Here is a 21915-nt window from a genome sequence, read left to right as displayed (position 1 = left end):
AAAGTCCGAACAGCATTGGATTTAGAAAAAGGGTTAGAATTACTACAGCTGGAGTTGGGGGAGTAAATGATGGAGAACGAATCCTATGTGAAAATAAGATCAGAATGGGATATCGTTGCAGCGAGGCAACTAGGTAGAAACATGGCCAAGGAACTTGGATTTGGTCCAGTTGACCAAGCAAGAATCACGACGGCGATTTCTGAAATGGCTCGTAATATTTATTTATATGCAGGAAAGGGCGAGATTCGGATCAAGCAAATGGGGAAATCCGGATTAAAAGTGATCGCGGAGGATGAAGGCCCTGGAATTCCAGATATTAGAAAAGTATTGGAGGACGGATACTCCACATCAGGCGGTCTGGGGGCAGGATTACCTGGGGTTAGACGCTTAATGGATGGATTTGATATTACTTCTGTGCAAGGGAAAGGAACAACCATCCAGGTGGTGAAATGGCTTCGTTAGGAGATGAAAAAGCATGGATTATCAAGCAATTTTAGAATCAAGTTATCGGGAATTACTTCGCAGCTATCTGTAAGATCATCTGAAACTGCTTTGTATCAAAGCCAACGGTTCAGTAGAAAATCAATTGAACACCCAGTATCCCCTGAAAAAATTGTACCGGAAGCTCTTGCCCAGGAAATGGTAACGAAGATCTACTTGTTTTCTTGAAAAAATACAGAATTTTGAGATGAGAGATAATTTTACGCTGATTATTTTAAAAAGAGGTTTAACCGTCTGGTAAAGAGGGAAATCAGCTTATAGATAGATAAATTTCGTGAGGTGATCATCTATGAATTTTAAATTAGATAAATATCACAACCATGAAAATACATATGTTCAGGTTGCAGGAGAAATAGATGCCTATACTGCTCCAAAGCTAAGAGAGGAACTATTGCCCCTTGCTGAAGAGCAGAATCAATCTCTAATTATCAGTCTAAAGGATGTATCGTATATTGATAGTACGGGACTGGGTGTATTTATTGCATTATTCAAACAAATAACGATAAATGAAGGAACGTTAAAGCTTGTCGACTTGTCAGAGCGATTGGTACGACTTTTTGACATTACGGGGTTAAGCAACGTCATTACGATTTCTTCTAACTAGAAAGGTGAGGGGGACCATGGGAAAATCAGTTGATTATATTGAAGTAAAAATGCCAGCGAAACCTGAATATGTTGGGGTAATCAGACTGACGTTATCAGGAATTGCAAGCAGAATGGGATTTGGCTATGAGGAAATTGAAGATTTAAAAATTGCAATTAGCGAAGCTTGTACAAATGCCGTTCAACATGCCTACAATAGAGAAGAAGGCGGCGAAATGATCGTTGGGTTCGGGATTTATGCAGATAAATTAGAAATGATGATTGCGGATGATGGAAAGAGTTTCAACTTTGAACAGATCAAGGACCAGTTGGGCCCGTACACGGGTTCAAGTCCGATTGACCAACTTTCAGAGGGAGGGTTGGGTCTCTACTTGATGGAAACGCTCATGGATGAAGTCCGGGTCTTAAATCACTCCGGTGTAACGGTCTTCATGACCAAGTTTGTAAGCGGGGAGCGTGTATATCATGATACATCAACCATCTCTGATTACGAAAAGAACTAAGGAAGAAATCAATGAGCTTATTTTAGAGTTTCAATGGACGGAGAGCAGCCATGCGAAAACGACTTTAGTCGAACATTACACAGCCCTTGTTGCGAGTGTGGTTAGAAAATATTCAAAAGGCGGAAGCTTTCATGAAGATTTAATGCAGGTCGGAATGCTCGGGCTTTTAGGGGCCATCAGAAGATATGATGCGGACATGGGAAATTCCTTTGAATCGTTTTTAATTCCTACCATTATTGGAGAAATTAAGCGTTTCCTAAGGGATAAAACTTGGGATGTACATGTGCCTAGACGGATCAAAGAGCTCTATCCAAGAATAAAGACTGTCGTTGATGAACTGACGAATCAAATGCAAAGGTCACCGAAGATAAAAGAAATTGCTGAATATTTGGGGGTGTCAGAAGAAGAAGTATTAGAAGCAATGGAAATGGGAAAAAGCTATCGGACCCTGTCTGTTGATCAGTCGATTGAAGCAGATTCAGATGGCAGCACGGTGACACCATTAGACGTGATGGGGTCCCCGGATAGTGGGTTCAAACAGGTCGATCAAAGGATGTTGCTTGAAAGTTTACTGCCACTGTTGAATAAAAAAGAAAAAGACATCATCCGTTATACGTTTTTTGAAAATAAAAGCCAAAAAGAAACAGGTGAGCTTTTGGGAATTTCACAAATGCATGTATCCCGACTACAAAGAAGAGCAATCAATAAATTGCAAAGTGCACTTGAACATTCAGAGGTAACAAATGCTTGAAGTTGAATCAAATAAGTATATTAAGGCATTAGCCTATCAAATTCAGAAAAAAGGCAATTTGTGTAACGGTGATAGTTTTTTTATAAAAGCAACAGATGAATATTTTATTTGTGTGGTTGCAGACGGCTTACTAAGCGGGCCTGATGCTTATGCTTCATCACATGCTATCCGTGAAGTGGTTGAACACGGCCATTATGAAGATGTAGAGGTATTAATAGAAGATTGTAATAAAGTCCTTAAGGGGTTCGATTTTAAAAGTAAATTTTTTTCAAAAGGAATTTACTTATTGTGCTGTCGGAAACATCCGCTTTGGGCTGTATTGTCCTTCCGGCCGGTTTATTTATCCGGGAAACCGCAAAAGTACCGCAGCGATACTTTTTCATATGAAGAAGATTCTAAATTTATTATTTATACAGATGGGCTTACGATTCCTGCAATCAGGCAATTATTAAGTAACTTTCGCTCCATCGAAGAGATCTCAGTCATTTAAAACTGTATACGGTATCTCGGCAAGATGACCTCACCTATATTGTCGGCCAATTATTTTAATGAAACGTATCCAGCTGCAGATGGATACGTTTTTTCCCGACAAGCGAAATATCGAACCAAAAGAGGTTGATATTGTGGAGGAAAGCGGTAGATAAAATTCGGAAACACGTTGATATCACTTCCGGAGAATGTCGATATCCAGTCAAAAGTTAGATAATAATTGAAAACTGTCCTAGGGTGAACGTCGAAGTAAGGGCTCCCTGCATAAGTCAGCTAGCCGTTTGAACTAAACCATTCTCAAAGCACAGCAATATTAATGCTGATAGCAAAAAAGAGGCTGACACAGCCTCTTTTACCGGTTCATTAATGGGCCCCACGCTGTACCCCTTTTACAATAAAGCTTACGATAAGGACGAGAACAATGGCCCCAATTAATGCGGGGATAAAGTAGAAGTCTCCAATCACTGGACCCCAGTTTCCTAAAATTAAAGAACCCAGCCAAGCACCCACAAATCCAGCAATGATATTACCAATAACCCCTCCTGGTACATCACTTCCCAAGATCAGCCCTGCTAACCAGCCAATGATACCCCCAACAATTAGTGACCAAATAAATGCCATAAGATGTTGCTCCCCTTTCATATTTTAAATAATGAATCTGTAGTAATTAAGTACCCGAAAAGTTATTTTATAAACCTTTATTATCAGTTTTTTTATGCGTTTTAGTACATAGGAAAATGGGCAAAAATGGGTAAACACATAGAAGGGGTAAATGAGGCATTGGAACGGATTGGCGAAGGAACCTATGGTATTTATGTCGACACTATAGAGGACATCCCCTATGAAAGGCTTGAAGTTCTTCCATATGCAAAACGAACGATAGAAACAAAAGCTCGAGCTCCCATTCCTGATTGGGATCAGTCATTTTCCACACCACGGGGTGACCAGCGAGGCGATAAACGGATCCAGACCGTTGATGAACTTCAATACGAACATGGAAATTCATCCTACTGATAAAACCCCCTTGGCAGCCGCCAAGGGGGTTTTATTCTTAAAAAGATGAAACTTTAAGCTTATTTTTGTCCCAAAGAAATTCAGGGTTTTCTGAGCATGTTTTTATGATTTGTTTATAAAGGTTTAATTCAGAAGATACCTTATTGAACCTTTCTTCGTTTCGTTTGTCCAAACATATATCTATTTCTCTTGTTAACAAGCTGATCTTTACAATTGCTTCAGCATAAAGTTGTCGAACTGAATCAATGAAACCATCCTCTCGCTCACTTTTAGTATCGCAAGGTGCAGTAAACTTTTCACCGCATCTGCAATTGAATTCATCCCGATCGGAAGAATAAAATATGGTATCTCCGCAGGCTTTACACTCAAATTTTTTCAATTAGATCACCTTCCTAAGAATATAATCAATTTTTAATGAAAAGTTCTTACTTCCAGTTATACCCTTTGTTGGTCAATCCTTAACTTCTTTTTTTATATTATTTAGGATCGAACAAGTATAATCTAGTCCCTTTTGATTATTTTTGAAACGAAAATTAATAAAAAACAAAAAACAGGTTTTTGTTTTTTGCAAAGGGGTTATATAACAACTAGAAAGGCAAATAACATATAAGCTTACCCAGATTACTATTCTATCATTTAGGAGGGTTTTAACATGAAACAAGTAAAAGTAGTAGAAAATGGTGTTGAAGCAAAAAAGGTGATTGATCAATTTTTAAATCAAGGAGTCTCAAAAGAGGATGTTTATATATTGGCTCATGACGAAGACCGTTCTGAGGATTTAACAGATGCACTGGGTGCAAATGATATCGGAGTACAAGAACAAGGTTTCATGGATACGTTCACAAATGTATTTAGGACTCGCGGGGAAGAACTTCGCTCAAAACTAGAATCCTTAGGATTATCTAATCAGGAAGCCGAACACCTTGAAGAAGAATTGGATCAAGGCCGCATAGTCGTTGTAGCATCGTAAATGTTATAAATGATTCTTTCTTTCAATATTATCACGATTCATCAGGTTTGATAGATAATGGTAATAAAATACGAAAGGAGCAAGAGAAATGAAATTTTCAACACAAAGCTTAGGGGATTTATTAGGAGCAAAGACTATTGCGAGACATAGGAAAAAACCGAATCACTACTTGGAAGAACAATTTGAAAATCCAATTATTCATCAACAAGTATATGGGAATAGAGTCTATGTCCCACTTAATATTGACAGGGCATGGAATCAGATTTCTTAAAGTTTTGTAGTGGCCTTCTTTTCAATGAAAGGAAGGCCATTTTATTTCTATCCGTCAGTTCGAGACTTTGGCATCCGGCTTCCTTCAGAATCCACTTTACGGAGGACACCCTCATTTCCTACTGACAAGCCTGTAGTGGAACCTCACCACCAAGTTATCGCCCATGCCGGGCAGACATTTAAAAAGCCCTGAACCTCCCATGTAGGTTCAGGGCTTTGTTTATTAAAACATTATTGTTGACGGTCCCAGAAACGGTCTTGAGCAATACCTTCAATAAATTCTAGGATACTAGTTTTTGATAGATCATATACACCTGCTTCGTCCAAACGTACACGACTGTTAGTTAATGATTGTCGATCACTGATGGATACTGCCAATGGTTTGAAATGTTTGAAGGGTCGTTTCTATGAACTCCAAATCAATTGTTTCAATTTTAGGTACACTGCTGATCAGTAATGCTGCATCAAAAAGGCTTGAATCTGCCATATCAAAGGTATCTGTGACTTTTAGTGCGGCATTTAAGTCACGGACTTTTTTAGCTACGATACTATAATTTAGATTTTGTTGGGCTAAAGTTTTTACCCATTCTGTTAATTGTTCGATATCGGGTTCACCATTCAAAATGATAGCCACAGATTTTGTATCAGGTTTACTGATCGTATTTGCCATACTGAGTGCAGGGGAATTCTTATCAGATTTAAGTTCGAGACTTTCTTTAGGAAGTTCGGCGTCTATATTGTCTGCAACTTCTTGTGCCATTTGTCGATCTATATGATTCAAAAGTGCAACCGCATTACTTTTCACCATGTCCGATTTACACTTGCCAAGTTCAAAGCTAAGCGCATTTTTAATTTTGTAGGATCTAAAATATCAAAATCAAATTTAAATTCATCTTCTTCAGGAATTAGCTGTAAACCTAACTCCCATTCAGGGTAGTCGCCTTTCTCGATTGCTTCATATAAGTCTTGACGGTGAAAGTCAGGATTTTTACCGGCAATCCTTTGGGCTTCATCCCAGACTAGAGAATGTATGCCAAGTGGAGGTTTCCAGTGGAATTTTACAAAATGTGCTTTACCATCAGCATTGATAAGGCGAAAAGTATGCACACCAAAGCCATCCATCATCCGTAAGCTGCGGGGAATAGCACGATCACTCATTACCCACATGACCATATGTGCTGTTTCGGGGTTTTGTCCAACGAAATCCCAGAACGTATCGTGGGCACTGGCACCTTGTGGAATTTCATTATGAGGTTCGGGTTTAACAGCGTGTACAAAATCAGGAAAATATGACAAGACGCATTGATTACAGCCTTAAATACTCCTCATATTCAAGGAGATGCTTAAGTAGATACATTAATCGGCTTTGTTCTTATTACATTCACTGTCTCTTTTGTCTGGAATTCAATCTTCTGTTTTAAGAACCTTTATGTTCCACTACAAGCAGTTAGTTCAATGATTGTGGATCGACTCCTAAATAACATTTAAATTAACGCTACTTTTGACATTGAATTTCTATAAGACGGCGCTGCCTTCAAGTGAAAAAGGGCGCCGGCCCCGGTAGGGACAAGCACCCTTTCAATTTCAATAATTAAAAATCTCTGTTGTTGTCCAAGCTAGTGTTAACTGGATGATCGGAAGTGAGCAGCGTATTTGTTGGATCATTTGATGTCATGGTTCCATCTGTAAGTTCTGATTGATATTTCCATAAAAATGGCCATCTCCTGCACGGGTTTTACGGCGTTCAACAAGGACAAGAATTTTACCTTCTTTGACAAAGCCTTCATAACGGTCCGCATCTACTTCAGGAATGCCCATTCCAATTAAAGCTCCTGTTAATCCGCCTGCACCTGCGCCGACGGCTGCCCCAGTTAGGGTTGCTGCAATTGGTCCGGCAGCTATGAACGGCCCGATGCCGGGTATAGCAAGGGCACCTACGCCTGCGAGCAGGCCGACAAGCCCGCCAAGTGCACCGCCTGTTGCCGCTCCGGCAGCAAGGCCTTCTTTAGTATTCGTACCAGTAGCATCATTAATTCCATTTACTTCGTCTTCGTTTTTCCCGATTACCGAAATATCCTTGGTAGCATACCCCTGCCGTTTTAGATCCTCGACAGCCTGGATGGCCTCATTTTCAGTATCGTAAACTCCCACTAGGTGCTTTTCATGTTCAAACATTGAAATTCCTCCTTTGGACGAGTAGTCATTATTAAAACTACCCGCCCTGAGGAGGAATGAAACATCTATTTTCCTCTGGAATATTTCTGAATCACAAATATAAATGAAATTGTGTTTCCAAATCTCTTGGATCCTTTTATATTTCATTAATATCATTGAAAAAATGTTTATCTTATCTTCAAAAGGGTATTGAAAAACAAAGTGATTTAAAGGAGGTGTCGCTCCATGAAATTGGAAGTAAGATGCAATGTTGATAATTGCAAATATTGGGCAAAAGGTGACCAATGTAATGCTGACTCTATTTTTGTGATTGGCCTTCATGGCAGAGAGGCTGCTAACGTCGATGAAACTGCTTGTAAAACCTTTAAAGAACGGGAATAAATCTAAATGTTTTTTGGTCTGAACGGCCAATTGCACGTCCAGTTTTTAATATAAAGATGGTATTGTAAACATCTTAGAATAGAACAGACTTAGAATTACCTAAACCCCATATTTTTCCAAACTCACTCTGGCATGTGGAGTTTAGTAGTTATGGTGGAATTGTTGCAAGTTGGTGATAAATTTAACATTCATCTACTAATAAGTACTATGGAAGGGGTGGGGTTAATGTCGTTTGTCCATTATGATGAAATTTATGATATTTGTTGTGAAGCGCATATACATTCGGAGGCAAAAACAGAGCCAAAGTGCTGGGAAATTGGAAATACGCACGAAAACTTTCGTAAGTATTTTATCATGAACTTTCGGAACATAACCTAAGCCAATCCTAACATGTTTGTTTCTAATATATATTTAAATGTTGGTTATTGTAGCTTATTTTCTGAATTTTTTGAGAGGAGCAAGACTTTATGGGGATTTTCGAACCTGTATGCATTTATTGTGGTGAACGCCTTTCCAAATGGGAAAGAACCAGAAGCTATTGCTGGAATTGTAATGAATTAACGACATCTGAAGCTTTTCACGAAGATGACGGTGATAATTAGGGGATAGGGATGGGAAAAATGAGCAAACAAACTAGTACAGACGTTATCTTAATTGGTGCCGGTATCATGAGTGCGACTTTAGGGACACTGCTAAAAGAATTAGAACCAGACTGGAAAATTACAGTGTTTGAGAAGCTCGCAAACCCAGGAGAGGAAAGCTCTAACGAATGGAATAATGCGGGAACGGGGCATTCAGCACTGTGCGAGCTTAACTACACCGTCGAAAAACCGGACGGATCCATAGATATTAGCAAAGCTATAAAAATTAATGAACAGTTTCAGGTTTCAAGGCAGTTTTGGTCTTATCTTGTTAACAGAGATCTGATGGGGAATCCGAAGAACTTTATCATGCCAATACCTCATATGAGTTTAGTACAAGGAGAAAAAAATGTAACGTTTTTGAAAAAACGTTTTGAAGCACTTTCAAAAAATTCTTTGTTTCAAGGGATGGAATTTTCCGATGATCCGGGAAGACTAATGGAATGGATTCCGCTTATTATGAAAGACCGTACATTGAATGAACCGATAGCGGCAACTAAAATCGATTCTGGAACTGATGTCAACTTTGGTGCTTTAACGCGCATGTTGTTTGACCACTTAAAGAGTAAAAACGTCGATATCAACTACAAACATGAGGTTGATGATATTAAACGTACTAGCGAGGGCTTGTGGGAATTGAAAGTGCGGAATGTCTATAGTGGTACGGTTGAACGCCATTCTTCAAAATTCGTATTTATCGGCTGCGGTGGCGGGTCCTTGCCTTTACTACAGAAAACGGGTATTCCAGAAAGTAAACATATTGGAGGATTCCCAGTAAGCGGACTATTCCTTGTATGTAACAATCCAAAGATTGTAGCGCAGCACCATGCAAAAGTATACGGCAAAGCTGCAGTTGGTGCTCCTCCAATGTCTGTTCCGCACCTTGACACAAGATTTATCGACAACAAAAAATCATTGCTCTTTGGACCGTTTGCCGGCTTCTCACCAAAATTTTTAAAAACGGGTTCAAATATGGATTTATTTGGTTCCATAAAACCGAATAATATCTTGACTATGTTAGCGGCAGGTGCAAAAAACATTCCATTAACAAAATACCTGATTCAACAACTTATGTTATCGAAAGAACAACGTATCAAAGAGTTACAAGAGTTTATTCCAAACGCGAAAAGCGAAGATTGGGATATCGTGGTAGCGGGCCAACGTGTACAAGTTATTAAAGATACTGTTGCCGGCGGTAAAGGAACGCTTCAATTTGGTACGGAAGTTGTGAGTGCCGCTGATGGCTCGATCGCTGCATTGCTTGGCGCTTCACCTGGTGCTTCTATCGCCGTTTCCGCCATGCTTGAGGTAATAAAAAAATGCTTCCCGCAACATATAAAAGTGTGGGAACCGAAATTACAGGAAATGATTCCGTCTTATGGCGTGTCACTAATGGAAAACCCAGTGCTTATCCACGATATTCATACTTCAACTGAGCGAGCGCTTGGTCTAAGCCAAAACTTACCTGTAAAGAAAGCAGGCCAAAGAGCATCATTAATAGGGGCGATATAAATTTGAGATATAAGCATAGAATACATGTTCTTCTGTTCTTTTGAAAAAAGGCTTCTCATTCTATTGTGGGATGTCCTTTTTCTATTCTGTGTGGGGAGAAAAACAATACGGATTATTTGTCTATATTATGGAAGGAAACGAAGGAATTTAATCTGCAAAAGCTAAAGGTAAGCATTTAGGAAGCTCCAGAATAAGCCTATAATCATTGCTTGAGAAGCAAACAATAATTTTAAAAACAAATTATGAACCATGGAAATGATACGAAATAACAGCTGTGATTTTAATAATAATAAAGATGATTACATACATTTTGGATTAAGGGGTGGTCGTTTGAATGAACAGGTTGAATGAAGAAAAAATAGCCTTACTAAGTGATCTTTCGGGTCCCAATCTTGGCTATTTAATTGATCAATTTGAAAGATATAAAAAGGATCCAATGTCCGTTGAAGCTGAAATGAGAGAGTTTCTTGAGGAAATCAATGAATCCGATTTTTCTACTTCTCCAAAAGTCGTTTCAGCAGTTTCAGATCCTACAACCGTTACGAATCGAAAAATAATTGCAGCTGCAAAGCTTGCTGAGAATATTCGTACCTATGGGCACCTTTCTGCCAATATTTATCCGCTGGGAAGAGAACAACCATCCGATCAGAGCTATCTTGAAACAGAACATTACGGGCTCAGTGAAGCGGATTTGATAACCTTACCCGCCGAATATCTTTGCTCTAATCGTACCTTGGCAGGAAAAACGGCTCTCGAAGCCTGCGAATATTTAAAGACAGTCTATACGAAATCCATCGCATATGAGTTTGATCATGTCCATGTTGTGGAAGAGAAAAATTGGCTGATTGAGAGAATAGAGGTTGAAAATGGGTTATTTTCGATTCCCAGGAACAAAAGAATCAAAACATTAAAACGGCTTTTTGAGGTCGAAGGTTTTGAAAAGTATCTTCATAAAACGTTTGTTGGTCAAAAGCGTTTTTCAATTGAGGGGCTTGATGTCATGGTGCCAATTATTGATGAAATGATTTCCGAAGCCGTTCAGGCCGGTGCTGAATATATCAATCTCGGTATGGCCCATCGGGGCAGGTTAAATGTTCTTGCCCATGTACTTGGAAAACCATACGAAATGATTTTAGCTGAATTTCAGCATGCACCAAACAAGGAACTTGTCCCTTCAGAGGGGTCAATTGGAATCAATTTTGGCTGGACCGGAGATGTCAAATATCATCTAGGTTTAAACCGTCAGCTTGATGGTGAAAATACCGTAAAAGTAAAAGTATCACTGGCGAATAACCCAAGCCACCTTGAATATGTCGGAGCAGTGGTAGAAGGCTCTACCCGGGCAGCACAGGATGACAGACAAAGACCGGGTTATCCGGCAGAAGATAGTAAAAAGGCACTTGCGATCTTAATTCATGGTGATGCCGCCTTTCCCGGCGAAGGCATCGTGGCTGAAACGCTAAATTTAAGCAGGTTAAAGGGGTATCGCACAGGCGGAACCATCCACATTATTGCCAATAATCGGATCGGTTTTACCACTGAATCAAAAGATTCCCGATCTACTCGCTATGCAAGTGATCTGGCAAAAGGCTTTGAAATCCCAATTCTTCATGTTAATGCCGACGACCCGGATGCCTGTTTAGCTGCATCCCATTTAGCAGCTCAATACCGTGCTGTTTTTCAGAAGGATTTTCTTATTGATTTAGTAGGGTACCGGAGGTTTGGCCACAATGAGATGGATGAGCCGATGACAACGAATCCGCAAATGTATTCAATCATTCATGGTCATCCGACTGTAAAAGAAATTTATTCAAATCATCTAAAAAACGAAGGAATTACAAACGATACAGAACTTGCAGCGATGGACAAGGAAGTGCATGAAAGCTTGGAGGCTGCTTATCAGAAAGTTTCCAAGCTTCCGAAAAATACCGAAGTAGACATTCCTCAGCCGCCTCCTTATACACACGAAGAGGAAGCAATTGATACCAGGGTTTCCTTAGAGAAACTGCAGAAAATAAATAATGAGTTACTGGATTGGCCAAAGGATTTTGAAATATTTAATAAGCTGGAAAAAATCTTAAACAAACGGGCTGAAACTTTCAGGGAAAAAGGAAAAGCGGATTGGTCATTAGCGGAAACGCTAGCGTTTGCGACCATTTTGGCTGATGGAATCCCAATTCGATTATCCGGGCAAGATACAGAACGTGGAACATATGCACAGCGGAATTTGGTTATTCATGATCGCAAAACGGGAGTAACCTTTTCACCCCTTCACCGCTTATCAGATGCAAGAGCTTCATTTGCCATTTATAACAGTCCATTAACTGAAGCAGCAGCGGTCGGTTTTGAATACGGGTATTCTGTTTTTTCCTCGGAAACATTAGTGATCTGGGAAGCTCAATATGGTGATTTTGCCAATGCCGCCCAAGTTATTTTTGATCAGTTTATTGCAGCAGGAAGGGCGAAATGGGGACAAAAATCAGGGATTGTCCTTCTGCTTCCACATGGATATGAGGGCCAGGGACCTGAGCACTCGAGTGCAAGATTAGAGCGATTTTTGCAGTTAGCAGCAGAAAGAAACTGGACTATTGCCAACTTGACAAGTGCGGCAAATTATTTTCATATTTTAAGGCGGCAGGCCGCCATGTTGATGAAGGATGTAGTTAGGCCGCTTGTCATCATGACACCAAAAAGCCTGTTAAGGAATCCGCTTGTTCCGTCTGATGTCACTGAATTGAGTGGAGGCAAATTCAAGCCGGTAATCGAACAATTTACGGTCGAGAGACCGAATGATCAAGTAAAAAGAATTGTCCTCTGCTCTGGAAAAATAGCGATTGACCTTGCCGAACAAATAAAGGATGAAAGTCAGTTTTCATGGCTGCAAATAGTAAGGGTAGAAGAAATCTACCCGTTTCCAAAAGCCATTCTAATAGAAAGGTTTAAAGAATATTCAAATGTAAAAGAGATTTTCTGGGTTCAGGAGGAACCAAAAAATATGGGTGCCTGGACTTTTGTTGAACCCCGAATCAACGCCATTGCCCCAAATGGGATCAAAGCAGAATTTATTGGCCGGAGACGCCGTTCCAGTCCTGCAGAAGGTGAACCAAATATCCATAAACTTGTACAATCGAAAATACTTCGTGCTGCACTAACATTGGAGGAAAAAGGAGGAGTTAGTCATGGCTGAAATTAAAGTACCAGAATTAGCTGAGTCAATAACGGAGGGTACGATTGCAGAGTGGCTTAAGAACGTTGGCGATTATGTGGAAAAAGGCGAGTATATCGTTGAATTAGAAACAGATAAAGTAAATATTGAACTTAATTCTGACTACGCTGGTAAAATCATCGAGCAGAAATTTTCTGAAGGAGAAACAGTAAAGGTCGGAGATACGATTGCCATTATTGATGAAAGTGGAGAAAGCACTGGACCTGCGGCAGAAAATAAGCAGGAAGAACGCGTGACGGAATCTCCAAAACAAGAGCCGAATGCACCTGACCAAGAAAATGTTGCAGCGATTCAAAAGGAGGAAAAAAAAGAGGAAAGGCCAATCGCATCGCCGGCTGCCCGCAAGCTCGCCCGCGAAAAAGGGCTAAATTTAAATGACATTCCTGCCATTGATCCGTTCGGGAGAATCCGAAAGCAGGATGTCACTTCCTTTCTGGATGAAAGTATCCAAAAACCAACTCCTAAAACGGTTAAAGGTCCTGCGGCTGCCGCAGATTCTAAGCCAATCATTGTTGAAAAGATGTCACGGCGCCGGCAAACGATCGCCAAACGCCTTGTTGAGGTTAAACAGACAACAGCCATGCTGACTACTTTTAATGAGATTGATTTGACCGCTGTCATGGACCTTAGAAAACGGAGAAAGGATCAATTTTTTGAGGAATATGATGTCCGTCTGGGTTTTATGTCTTTTTTCACAAAAGCAACTGTAGCTTCACTGAAGAAGTTCCCTTATTTAAATGCAGAGATTCAAGGAGATAACTTGCTTATTAAAAAGTTCTATGATGTTGGGGTTGCAGTGGCAGCCGAAGAAGGTCTTGTCGTTCCCGTTGTAAGGGATGCTGACCGAAAATCATTTGCAGAAATTGAGATGGATATAGCAAGCCTTGCTGAAAAAGCAAGAACCAATAAATTAGCTTTAAAGGACCTGCAAGGAGGTACCTTTACGATCACAAATGGGGGCGTGTTTGGGTCGTTACTATCGACACCGATCCTTAATGGTCCACAGGTTGGCATACTTGGGATGCACAAAATCCAGCTTAGACCAATTGCGATTGATAAAGAAAGAATGGAAAACCGCCCAATGATGTATGTTGCCCTTTCCTACGATCACCGGATTGTTGACGGAAAAGAAGCGGTTAGCTTTTTAAGTAAAATAAAGGATTTACTTGAGGATCCTGAAAATTTGCTACTAGAAGGGTAATCAAAATCTATAAAATAAAGGCACTTCCACAGTAAAAATTATGTTAACAAAATATTTGTTATTGGCCTACTGTGATTTTTTAGAAAAATCCCGACACATTTAAATGTAGGTAAGAATCTTACAGTTTTATAATTTAAATAAAAAAGCTGACTTCAAAAGATCACATTTTAGTGATTGATCTTTGAAATCAGCCTTTTTTTGTATAGAATCTAAGGGCTTCATAGTCTATCCAATCTTATTTAGTATTATCATTTCTTCTTTTTTTTATTTGATTTTTATTATTTTTGTTTTCCTCATCTTTGTGAGAATTTTCGTAGCTTTTGATTGCTTCTTCTTTCTCTGAAGCTGTTGAATTCGGTACGTAACTTTCCCTTTCATTTTTCTTTATAACAGGAGAATCTGTTAAAGTCCCGCTTGCTTCGTCTTTTTTACTGGCAGATAACTCTTGTTTGTTTTTCGCTGCTTGTATAGCGACGGAGCCTGTCCGTTTTCCGCGGTTTTCTTCGGTTTTGTCCTCTGGCATCATGGTTGCAATATCGGAATTTTCTTTAACAGGCAAAATATTTGGGCTGCCCTTACTAACTACTTCTTGTCCTACTTCGGTCAATTGGTTAACCGGCTTACCAAATTCCTTTGCCGAAGGGACAGAGCGCTCAATCCGTGCTTCTTCTTTTCTAATGACATCCTGTACCTGCTTTGTTTCTTGAATTTTTCGCTTGCCTACAATCACTTCTTCAACGACTACCGGTCTTTTCGTTACTTCTATTCGTTCTTCCGTAATCGGGATACGAATGATTTCATCCTCTGTAAACGGGCTGCCATCATAATTTCCATCTATGACGGGACGTCGCTCTACATATACTTCTTCACGCATGAGTGGAACATGAACGGTTCGCTCTTCTTCAACTACTTCTTTACGGAGCTGTAATTCTCCAACTTGAACACGTTCTTTTGTAATATCAAGCCGTTCTTCACGGAGAGGGACTGCTCTTGTATTTTCTGTCACATCTTGTGTTTTGTAAACAGGGCTGTTATAAGTTCCATACGTATCAACCAGCAAAATTATTTTCCCCTTTTTTATTTCCTCTTCACAATGTTTTGCCGTAAATTCTGGCAGACCCCTTTCAATAAGCCTGTTGGACAGTGCGTTTGCCGGTCTTCCGCCCATTCCTGCGGTCATCATGGTAACAAAGCTGTCCATCATAACACCTGCTAAGGTACTCATTTGTGGATCCGCTTCTACCATGACTCCAGTGTGAGAAGTGATCAATGGAATGTCACTTCTATTTTCTGCCACCACCATCATATCTGTTTCACGATGCCCTTGACGTTTCAAGCCTTCAATCGCAAACAAGACTTCTTGCTCTGAACTAAAGCTTCCAACGATTCTTTTTTCCAAACTCATTCTATCATTCCTCCTAAAATATACTAGATGTGGAAAATAAATTACATTCACATCTACTTTATATCTACCCGGGGGATCTTCACTTTAAACATCTGAAAATAGAATGATGTATAATAATTTGTTAAAAAAAATGAAAGTTCACTTGAAAACTAGTCAAATATGAACATTTCTAGAGCTAAACTTAATATAAAAGAAAATTGTTGTTTTTTCTTTTTTACTCTACATTACTACTGTTTCTGAGGCTCACTAAAGATAAAAAAGCACTACTTTTAATGAAGTATGCCAGACTAAGGACCACCTATAAATTGGTTGTTTTTTCTATCTGCACGAAAGGTACAGGTTAGTAAAAAAAGGAAAACTACTTCTTTTAAAGAATATATTAAGAGAAAGATATTTTAAATTACTATATCGCTGAATAATTAATCTTTTTTAACAAAAAAGTGTTTATTTGTCCAAAATAGCGGGTATTGACTTTCAGTGGGGTAGAAATTTACAGGTGTTAGATAGGTATGTTCATTCAAGATTTTAAAAGAGGGGATCCAACCTCATCTGGAAAAACTATATGTTTTTTTAAGTTTTTATTACAAGAAATGTATCTATCAAAATAACATTTTTATACATAGGGAGGAACAACCTTTGGGGACCTTTTATGACACAAAAAGTCTTGCAGAATATATTATCAACAACAATGGAGAATTTCAGAATAAACTTTTATCCGAAGCTGTCAATGTTGCCTCTAATATTGAGGGTATTTTAAAAGCTGGAAATATTGATCTTTTGAAAAATGCTCAAAAGCTAGTTCTTTACGTTGTGGAAAATGCAACAGATGAACTCATAACTTTTGCTAAAGAAGAAGGAGTTGCTTGGGCGAGACATTCATTAACTTTGGCGTTCAAACTAGAATGGGTACATGCAATAAGACGTGCATTATGGTATTTCATAAAACTTTATGATGAATTCAATGCCAATGTTAATTATGGTGAAGATTTTTATGTATTGGAACAGAAGATTAATGATGGGATTGATGAATTTCTAAACACCTTTTTCATTAGCTATTCACAGTATAAAGATGAATTAATTCTTTCACAAAGAAATTTAGTTGAACATCTATCGGTTCCAATCATACCATGTAGCCCAACTGTAGCTGTTTTGCCGCTGATTGGTACGTTTGATTCTTATCGAATGAATATTATTGAAGAAAAAGTATTGACGGATATCTCAAGGTTAAGGATTGTAACATTGATTATTGACCTTTCTGGAATATCGGACATGGACGAAGTTACCATTTCCAATTTTCAAAAGGTATTGATTGGCATATCGTTGATGGGTGCTAAATCAATCTTAACTGGATTTCGACCTGAACTTGTTAAAAAAATGGTTCATTTAGGAATTGATCTTAACAGTTATACAGAAACAAAAGCAACATTACAGCAAACATTAAATAAATATCTTGTTTAGCATTCACACAATTCAATTGCTAAACAAGTATAGTGGCGTAATGATTGATGGTTGTTTTGATTGTTCACTGCAAGAACCCTTTGTTAATAAATAACACCTTTGGCATTTTACTTTTTTCTTCATTTATTAAATTAGAGAATGATTAATATTTCTCAAAAAAGTATGTTTGTGAATAATAAGGTAATTGATACTATAATCACAAAAAAAAAGGTATAAATCCCTTAGGTTACGAGGGATTATACCTTTTTTCTTTAGAGGTGCTTTTTCAGTGCATTCGTCGATTTTTGCCTTGTTTTTCTTACTTATATCTTAGTTTTGAACCGTACGAAACATAACTATTTAGATAGATTATCCTTTACTTTTCCAACACCCTGCTTTATTTTACCTTTTGTTTTATCCACTTTTCCTTCTACGATCTTTGAGTTATCATCTGTTAACTTACCCCATTGTTCCTTTGCTTCACCTTTCAATTGATCCATACTTCCGTTTAGTTTTTCTTTATTCATGATTATATGCCTCCTTGTGATTTGTTATTAGGTGCTTTCCCCTTAAGAAAAATCTCTAAACTTCTTTTTTCATAGAAAACGAGCGATAAAAAACATGTTTCATAGTGAAAGCAAAGTGGTAAAAAAACAGATATGGAGATAAATACTGTGATAAAGGAGAGATAACAATGACGGAAATAGTGAAACAAAATAAAGGAGATCCTCAAGACAAGGTTAAGGAAGCTTACAATAGCTCAATGGCCCAAGATTTTTCTGAAATAAAGAAGCTCGGTAAGGAAATGAAAGCGGCTAAAACCGGAAGTGAACTGCAGAAGGCAAATCTAACGTCAGATCCGATTCAATATAACGACAAAACAGTAGAGGAGTTGATCAGTACACTTGTTGTAAAGTTCGATGACATTTGCAGCAAACTTACGGTGGGAATCACCATCGCCGGGGAAAAAGACGATCAATCGACGGCTGGAATGTTCGAGGCTATTCGCACATCATTGGAAAATTATAAAGGGATGCTCAAAACGTATTTAGTGGAAGTAAGCTGAAAAGTGTGAGTCACTTTATAGTAGCATAGTTCAAAAGTTAGTAGTAAAGGAGTTGGAAACATGACTTTTAACAATTTGACGACAGGATGGTATTCATACTTGCAACAGCTGCCAAATTTGATACTTGCCCTGCTGGTATTATTGATTGGGTGGCTGATTGCTAAAGGCATTGGTAAAGGTGTGGAAGCAGCTTTAGAGAAAACGAGCTTTGATGATCGGCTTTTTTCAAACGTTGGAAAAAGAAAGTCATCATCAGAGTGGATCATTGGAAAAGTTGTTTACTATATTCTAATGGTATTTGTTTGGATTATCTTTTTTAATATTCTTAGCTTAAGCTTTATTGCAACACCGCTGGTTAAAATGTTATCAAGCATTACTTCTGCTATTCCTAACGTGTTAAAAGCGGCGTTGATTTTATTGCTCGCCTGGGCTGTAGCGTCATTCATCCGTATGCTGGTTCAAAAGGGAGCAGCCAAGTTTCATTTAGAACGCTATTTAGTCAAATGGAAGATGTCAGATAGTAAGGTCGATGCTGTAAAGAAAGTGGACAGGATTGCTAAAGCACTCTTCTATGCTGTTTTCTTACTATTTTTACCTGGTGTGTTCGGCGCATTGCAGCTGGAGGGAATTTCTGAACCATTCGCGCAAATCCTTTCTACCTTCCTTGCCTTTATCCCTAAGGTATTTACCGCAGCGCTGATCGTTTTTATTGGATGGCTGGTTGCTAAATTGGTAAGAGATGTTTTAACCAACTTTTTAAATAGTATTGGAATGGAGAAGCTTAGTCAGCGCATCGGCTTAGAAAAGACACCAAGAGAAGCAGGTCTTTCCAACATTATTGGAAATATTGTGTTCATCCTCATCCTCATTCCAACTATCATTACAGCGTTAGAAAAATTAGATTTAAAAGGGATTTCCGATCCGGCAATAGCCATGCTTCATAATGTGGTATCACTCATTCCTAATATAATCGTAGCAGTCTGTTTAATTTTAGTAGGAATCTGGCTTGGAAAATGGATAGAGAAAATCGTTACGCAAATGCTATGGCGTTTAAGATTTGATAGTTTACTTCACCATATGGGAATGGGTTCCTTACATCCTGAGCAATCAAAGTACTCTCTTTCGCAGCTGGTTGGGCTGCTTGCAAAAATTGTGGTTGTTTTATTATTTACTGCTGAAGCCTTACAAATAGTCAAATTAAGGTTCCTAGTCACACTTGCAGCCGGCGTGATCGCTTACCTGCCATTGCTGTTTGCAGCACTGGTAATCTTAGGTATCGGCTTATATTTAGGCCATTTAGTCGAACGCACTTTACAAAATGTTTTACAGAAGAGCTACACACGGACACTCGCTTCTATTGCAAAATATACTATATTCTCGATCTCCGTTTTTATGGCATTAGATGAGATGGGGGTAGCCAAATCGATCGTAAATGCCGCTTTTATTCTCATATTAGGCGGATTGGCGTTAGCTTTTGGTCTGTCATTTGGCCTGGGAGGAAAGGATTTTGCCGCAAAATATTTACGGAAGCTGGACCATAAAGTAGACACAAATCAAAAAATATAGAAAAAGTAGAAAAGCGTATGCACCCGTCCAGTAGGCGCTGGACGCTGGAATAAAAGTTTATGATGAAATAAGCAAAGATAGCAATCCGGATTCTGACGGATTGCTATTTTTTCAAAAAAAGGAGGTACTCGATCACTTGTTATTACTAAACTTACTAATCATTGCCCTATTAATCATTCTCACAGGATTTTTCGTCGCCTTAGAATTTGCAATTGTAAAAGGAAGGGTAGCAAAAATAAATAACTGGATAATAGAAGGGAAAAGGGGGGCTGTTTCATCTAAAAAGGTAGTGACCCATCTTGATGAGTATCTCTCAACCTGTCAACTGGGAATCACGGTTACCTCACTAATCCTTCTGGGGCTGGGGGAGCCGACGGTCGAAAAATTATTCTACCCATTGTTTACTGCCCTGAACCTGGATGAATAACCTGGTCAACAGCCTTTGAACTTGGCGATCTTTAAAACCCCACAGCAAGCAGGAGAATCTCGGCAATGACTAAACTATCTTTTGTGCTGATTTCATTTGATAAAAGATTACTAATAGAAGAAATACGAACAGCCAAAGAGAAGGCTCCAAACAAGATGAGGAAAGCAGCCAGCTTCCTTCGAATCGGGTGGCCTAATATGAGTTCAGACTCTCGGTGGTGAAGCCCGTTCCAGTCATCATTGAAATTACTTGGAATCTGGAAATCTTTAATTTTAGGCCGGTTAACCTGAATAAGATCACGTGAATTTCGATGACCAACGATAACAAAGTAGATAAGTAAAAAAACAAGGTCATTTTTTCACCTCACAGAACAGGAATTTAAGAAAAAATAGTAGGGGCAAACTGCCCCAACAGGTTATTACTGCATTTTTTCGTTATAAAATTTTACGGAATACAAGGCCCCTTCGCTGACCATATTATTATCTTCTAAATCATGGGGATTAGGAATGCCGCCTTTTTTGATAGGAAGGTTTTTACTTTTATGAAAAGGGGAAGGTTTGATTTTATGTTTCCATTTTCTAAAGATACTTCCAGCTTTTATTCTGTTGGGTTTAGAAGAAAACCACATTGCTGCAGCCCCTATTCCCGCCATGATCATAGATGAAAGGGGTAAAGCTCGTTTCATTTCAATTCCTCCTTTTAGACTTGGAATATCATTGATTCCATTTTAGGTGCTTCTATTTTTTCATACCCTGTTCCTTTCTGTATAAAACACCTTTTACATTCGTTGTTTGGTGAATCGGGCAATTAAATAAACAACAGAGAACAGAGGGGGGAGAATCAGACAGAAAACGCGATGGAGCTCAATCAAGGAAATAAAGAAATGGGCGAAAAATCCCGCAGCTGTCAACGGAATAACGACTAAACTGTTTGCTTAAGTGATGACATTTAACAAAAAGGAGATTGCACAATATTGTGCAGGCTTATTTTGCGTGATAAGAAAAACTCACTATTCATCTAGGACTAATCGTCTAGACCATTGTATAGATTTTATTAGGAAGAAAATATTCGTATAATAATAAATATGAAAATAGTGTTAAAAAATAACAAGAATGGGGGAATCGGTATGGATAATCCAAGGGAATTTTTGGAATTTATTCAAACGAATAGGGAACAGCTGTTAAGCGAGTGGATGGAAAAACTAAAAAGCACTGATGAACAAAAAGTCTCCAATATTATTTCAGATCAAGTTTATGAGATTATATGCCATGAATATCTTAACATCTTAAACCATCACCTCATGGGTCAAGAAAAAGAGGGAATGAGCAAAATTGATGATTTTTCGCAAAGAATCGTCCAACTTGGTTGGTCAATCGGCTTTATTTTAGACGTTTTGGGGGAATTTGCTAGAATTCTATTCTATCATATGACAAACAGAGCTTCAGAAAAACAACAAATTGAATTTGGCTGGGATTATGATAGATGGATCACCCCGATTAATAAAGAAATCTTAACTGGGTATGCTTCAAGCTGGCAAGAGACTGTATCGCTGCAAAAAATAGCCCTTCAAGAGCTGTCAGCCCCGCTTATTCCAATCTTTGATAATATTACAGTCATGCCTTTGATTGGAACGATTGATACAGAGAGAGCAAAGTATATTATGGAAAATTTATTGCAAGGTATCGCGAAACACCTGGCACAAGTGGTATTAATTGATATTACTGGAGTTCCTGTCGTCGATACAATGGTGGCTCACCATATTATTCAGGCATCAGAA

General features: G+C 38.7%; 25 protein-coding genes and 3 pseudogenes. 20 read left to right on the top strand and 8 right to left on the bottom strand.

What is annotated here, in order from left to right; genetic code table 11:
* Positions 1–69: 69 nt before the first annotated feature.
* The 6 genes and pseudogenes from JN080_RS26790 (at position 70) to JN080_RS26770 (ending at position 2907) form a co-directional block, all read left to right on the top strand.
* Positions 70–462, top strand: coding sequence for an anti-sigma regulatory factor (locus JN080_RS26790; protein ID WP_256239011.1), 393 nt, complete (start codon positions 70–72; stop codon positions 460–462).
* Positions 463–465: 3 nt separating this feature from the next.
* A complete protein-coding gene (locus JN080_RS30070; RefSeq protein ID WP_375141785.1) occupies positions 466–669 on the top strand; it encodes a phosphatase RsbU N-terminal domain-containing protein in 204 nt (67 codons plus the stop codon).
* A gap of 121 nt (positions 670–790) precedes the next feature.
* Entirely contained in the window at positions 791–1105 is a 315-nt protein-coding gene (locus tag JN080_RS26785) for an anti-sigma factor antagonist (protein ID WP_256239008.1), read from the top strand.
* A gap of 16 nt (positions 1106–1121) precedes the next feature.
* Positions 1122–1607, top strand: coding sequence for an anti-sigma B factor RsbW (gene rsbW, locus JN080_RS26780; protein ID WP_256239007.1), 486 nt, complete (start codon positions 1122–1124; stop codon positions 1605–1607).
* Positions 1573–2358 (top strand): RNA polymerase sigma factor SigB, encoded by a 786-nt coding sequence (sigB, locus tag JN080_RS26775; protein WP_256239009.1) that lies wholly within the window; start codon positions 1573–1575, stop codon positions 2356–2358. Before rsbW ends, sigB begins: the two co-directional genes overlap by 35 nt.
* A pseudogene (locus JN080_RS26770) lies at positions 2351–2907 on the top strand (PP2C family serine/threonine-protein phosphatase). Before sigB ends, JN080_RS26770 begins: the two are co-directional and overlap by 8 nt.
* A 303-nt stretch (positions 2908–3210) precedes the next feature.
* On the opposite strand, the gene JN080_RS26765 reads toward JN080_RS26770, so the two are convergent.
* Positions 3211–3468, bottom strand: coding sequence for a GlsB/YeaQ/YmgE family stress response membrane protein (locus tag JN080_RS26765; protein ID WP_256239006.1), 258 nt, complete (start codon positions 3466–3468; stop codon positions 3211–3213).
* A 126-nt stretch (positions 3469–3594) separates the two neighbouring features.
* Here JN080_RS26765 and JN080_RS26760 point away from each other — a divergent pair, with 126 nt between their 5' ends.
* Positions 3595–3861 (top strand): TraR/DksA family transcriptional regulator, encoded by a 267-nt coding sequence (locus JN080_RS26760; RefSeq protein WP_256239005.1) that lies wholly within the window; start codon positions 3595–3597, stop codon positions 3859–3861.
* Positions 3862–3898: 37 nt separating this feature from the next.
* On the opposite strand, the gene JN080_RS26755 is transcribed toward JN080_RS26760, so the two are convergent.
* Positions 3899–4240, bottom strand: coding sequence for a hypothetical protein (locus tag JN080_RS26755; RefSeq protein ID WP_256239004.1), 342 nt, complete (start codon positions 4238–4240; stop codon positions 3899–3901).
* 273 nt (positions 4241–4513) lie between these two features.
* Between JN080_RS26755 and JN080_RS26750 the strand changes: the two genes are divergently transcribed.
* Both JN080_RS26750 and JN080_RS26745 read left to right on the top strand, forming a co-directional pair.
* Positions 4514–4831, top strand: coding sequence for a YflT domain-containing protein (locus JN080_RS26750; protein ID WP_256239003.1), 318 nt, complete (start codon positions 4514–4516; stop codon positions 4829–4831).
* Between the two features lie 88 nt (positions 4832–4919).
* Entirely contained in the window at positions 4920–5102 is a 183-nt protein-coding gene (locus JN080_RS26745) for a hypothetical protein (RefSeq protein WP_256239002.1), read from the top strand.
* 230 nt (positions 5103–5332) lie between these two features.
* Here the strand turns inward: JN080_RS26745 and JN080_RS30195 are convergent, their stop codons facing one another.
* From JN080_RS30195 to JN080_RS26725, 3 genes and pseudogenes are all read right to left on the bottom strand, one after another.
* Positions 5333–5479 carry a hypothetical protein gene (locus JN080_RS30195; RefSeq protein ID WP_256239001.1) on the bottom strand — a complete coding sequence of 49 codons (147 nt, stop codon included), beginning with the start codon at positions 5477–5479 and terminating at the stop codon, positions 5333–5335.
* Positions 5459–6388 (bottom strand): annotated as a pseudogene (locus JN080_RS30065) (catalase); the annotation flags it as partial. The gene JN080_RS30195 and the pseudogene JN080_RS30065, both read right to left, overlap by 21 nt.
* A 384-nt stretch (positions 6389–6772) precedes the next feature.
* The gene (locus tag JN080_RS26725) at positions 6773–7276 is read right to left on the bottom strand and encodes a general stress protein (protein WP_256238999.1); all 504 of its coding nucleotides are present in this window, start codon (positions 7274–7276) and stop codon (positions 6773–6775) included.
* A 225-nt stretch (positions 7277–7501) separates the two neighbouring features.
* Here JN080_RS26725 and JN080_RS26720 point away from each other — a divergent pair, with 225 nt between their 5' ends.
* The 5 genes from JN080_RS26720 (at position 7502) to odhB (ending at position 14237) form a co-directional block, all read left to right on the top strand.
* Positions 7502–7657, top strand: coding sequence for a DUF1540 domain-containing protein (locus tag JN080_RS26720; protein ID WP_256238998.1), 156 nt, complete (start codon positions 7502–7504; stop codon positions 7655–7657).
* A gap of 467 nt (positions 7658–8124) precedes the next feature.
* Positions 8125–8259, top strand: coding sequence for a hypothetical protein (locus tag JN080_RS26715; RefSeq protein WP_256238997.1), 135 nt, complete (start codon positions 8125–8127; stop codon positions 8257–8259).
* A 9-nt stretch (positions 8260–8268) separates the two neighbouring features.
* Positions 8269–9810, top strand: a complete 1542-nt coding sequence (locus tag JN080_RS26710; protein WP_256238996.1) for a malate:quinone oxidoreductase — start codon at positions 8269–8271, stop codon at positions 9808–9810.
* Positions 9811–10144: 334 nt separating this feature from the next.
* Positions 10145–12997, top strand: a complete 2853-nt coding sequence (locus JN080_RS26705) for a 2-oxoglutarate dehydrogenase E1 component (protein ID WP_256238995.1) — start codon at positions 10145–10147, stop codon at positions 12995–12997.
* Positions 12990–14237 carry a 2-oxoglutarate dehydrogenase complex dihydrolipoyllysine-residue succinyltransferase gene (odhB, locus tag JN080_RS26700; RefSeq protein WP_256238994.1) on the top strand — a complete coding sequence of 416 codons (1248 nt, stop codon included), beginning with the start codon at positions 12990–12992 and terminating at the stop codon, positions 14235–14237. Before JN080_RS26705 ends, odhB begins: the two co-directional genes overlap by 8 nt.
* Positions 14238–14472: 235 nt before the next feature.
* Here odhB and JN080_RS26695 read toward each other — a convergent pair whose 3' ends face one another.
* Positions 14473–15642: a YsnF/AvaK domain-containing protein gene (locus JN080_RS26695; protein WP_256238993.1), complete on the bottom strand. Its 1170-nt coding sequence runs from the start codon at positions 15640–15642 to the stop codon at positions 14473–14475.
* 636 nt (positions 15643–16278) lie between these two features.
* Between JN080_RS26695 and JN080_RS26690 the strand changes: the two genes are divergently transcribed.
* Positions 16279–17100 (top strand): STAS domain-containing protein, encoded by an 822-nt coding sequence (locus JN080_RS26690; RefSeq protein WP_256238992.1) that lies wholly within the window; start codon positions 16279–16281, stop codon positions 17098–17100.
* A 335-nt stretch (positions 17101–17435) separates the two neighbouring features.
* On the opposite strand, the gene JN080_RS26685 is transcribed toward JN080_RS26690, so the two are convergent.
* Positions 17436–17606 (bottom strand): CsbD family protein, encoded by a 171-nt coding sequence (locus tag JN080_RS26685; protein WP_256238991.1) that lies wholly within the window; start codon positions 17604–17606, stop codon positions 17436–17438.
* Between the two features lie 167 nt (positions 17607–17773).
* Here JN080_RS26685 and JN080_RS26680 point away from each other — a divergent pair, with 167 nt between their 5' ends.
* The 4 genes and pseudogenes from JN080_RS26680 to JN080_RS26665 all read left to right on the top strand — a co-directional run bounded on the left by JN080_RS26680 (position 17774) and on the right by JN080_RS26665 (position 20359).
* Positions 17774–18145, top strand: coding sequence for a hypothetical protein (locus JN080_RS26680; protein ID WP_256238990.1), 372 nt, complete (start codon positions 17774–17776; stop codon positions 18143–18145).
* 60 nt (positions 18146–18205) lie between these two features.
* The gene (locus JN080_RS26675; RefSeq protein WP_256238989.1) at positions 18206–19711 is read left to right on the top strand and encodes a mechanosensitive ion channel; all 1506 of its coding nucleotides are present in this window, start codon (positions 18206–18208) and stop codon (positions 19709–19711) included.
* Positions 19712–19847: 136 nt separating this feature from the next.
* A pseudogene (locus JN080_RS26670) lies at positions 19848–20132 on the top strand (CNNM domain-containing protein); the annotation flags it as partial.
* Between the two features lie 71 nt (positions 20133–20203).
* Positions 20204–20359 (top strand): hypothetical protein, encoded by a 156-nt coding sequence (locus tag JN080_RS26665; protein WP_256238988.1) that lies wholly within the window; start codon positions 20204–20206, stop codon positions 20357–20359.
* A gap of 197 nt (positions 20360–20556) precedes the next feature.
* Here JN080_RS26665 and JN080_RS26660 read toward each other — a convergent pair whose 3' ends face one another.
* The gene (locus tag JN080_RS26660; protein ID WP_256238987.1) at positions 20557–20823 is read right to left on the bottom strand and encodes a hypothetical protein; all 267 of its coding nucleotides are present in this window, start codon (positions 20821–20823) and stop codon (positions 20557–20559) included.
* Between the two features lie 441 nt (positions 20824–21264).
* Between JN080_RS26660 and JN080_RS26655 the strand changes: the two genes are divergently transcribed.
* The coding region (locus JN080_RS26655) for an STAS domain-containing protein (RefSeq protein WP_256238986.1) at positions 21265–21915 on the top strand (651 nt) is incomplete at its 3' end.

It is taken from the genome of Bacillus sp. EB600 (assembly GCF_024494385.1).
GTDB lineage: Bacteria > Bacillota > Bacilli > Bacillales > Cytobacillaceae > JAEVLT01.
This window is presented reverse-complemented; position numbering and strand designations above follow the sequence as displayed.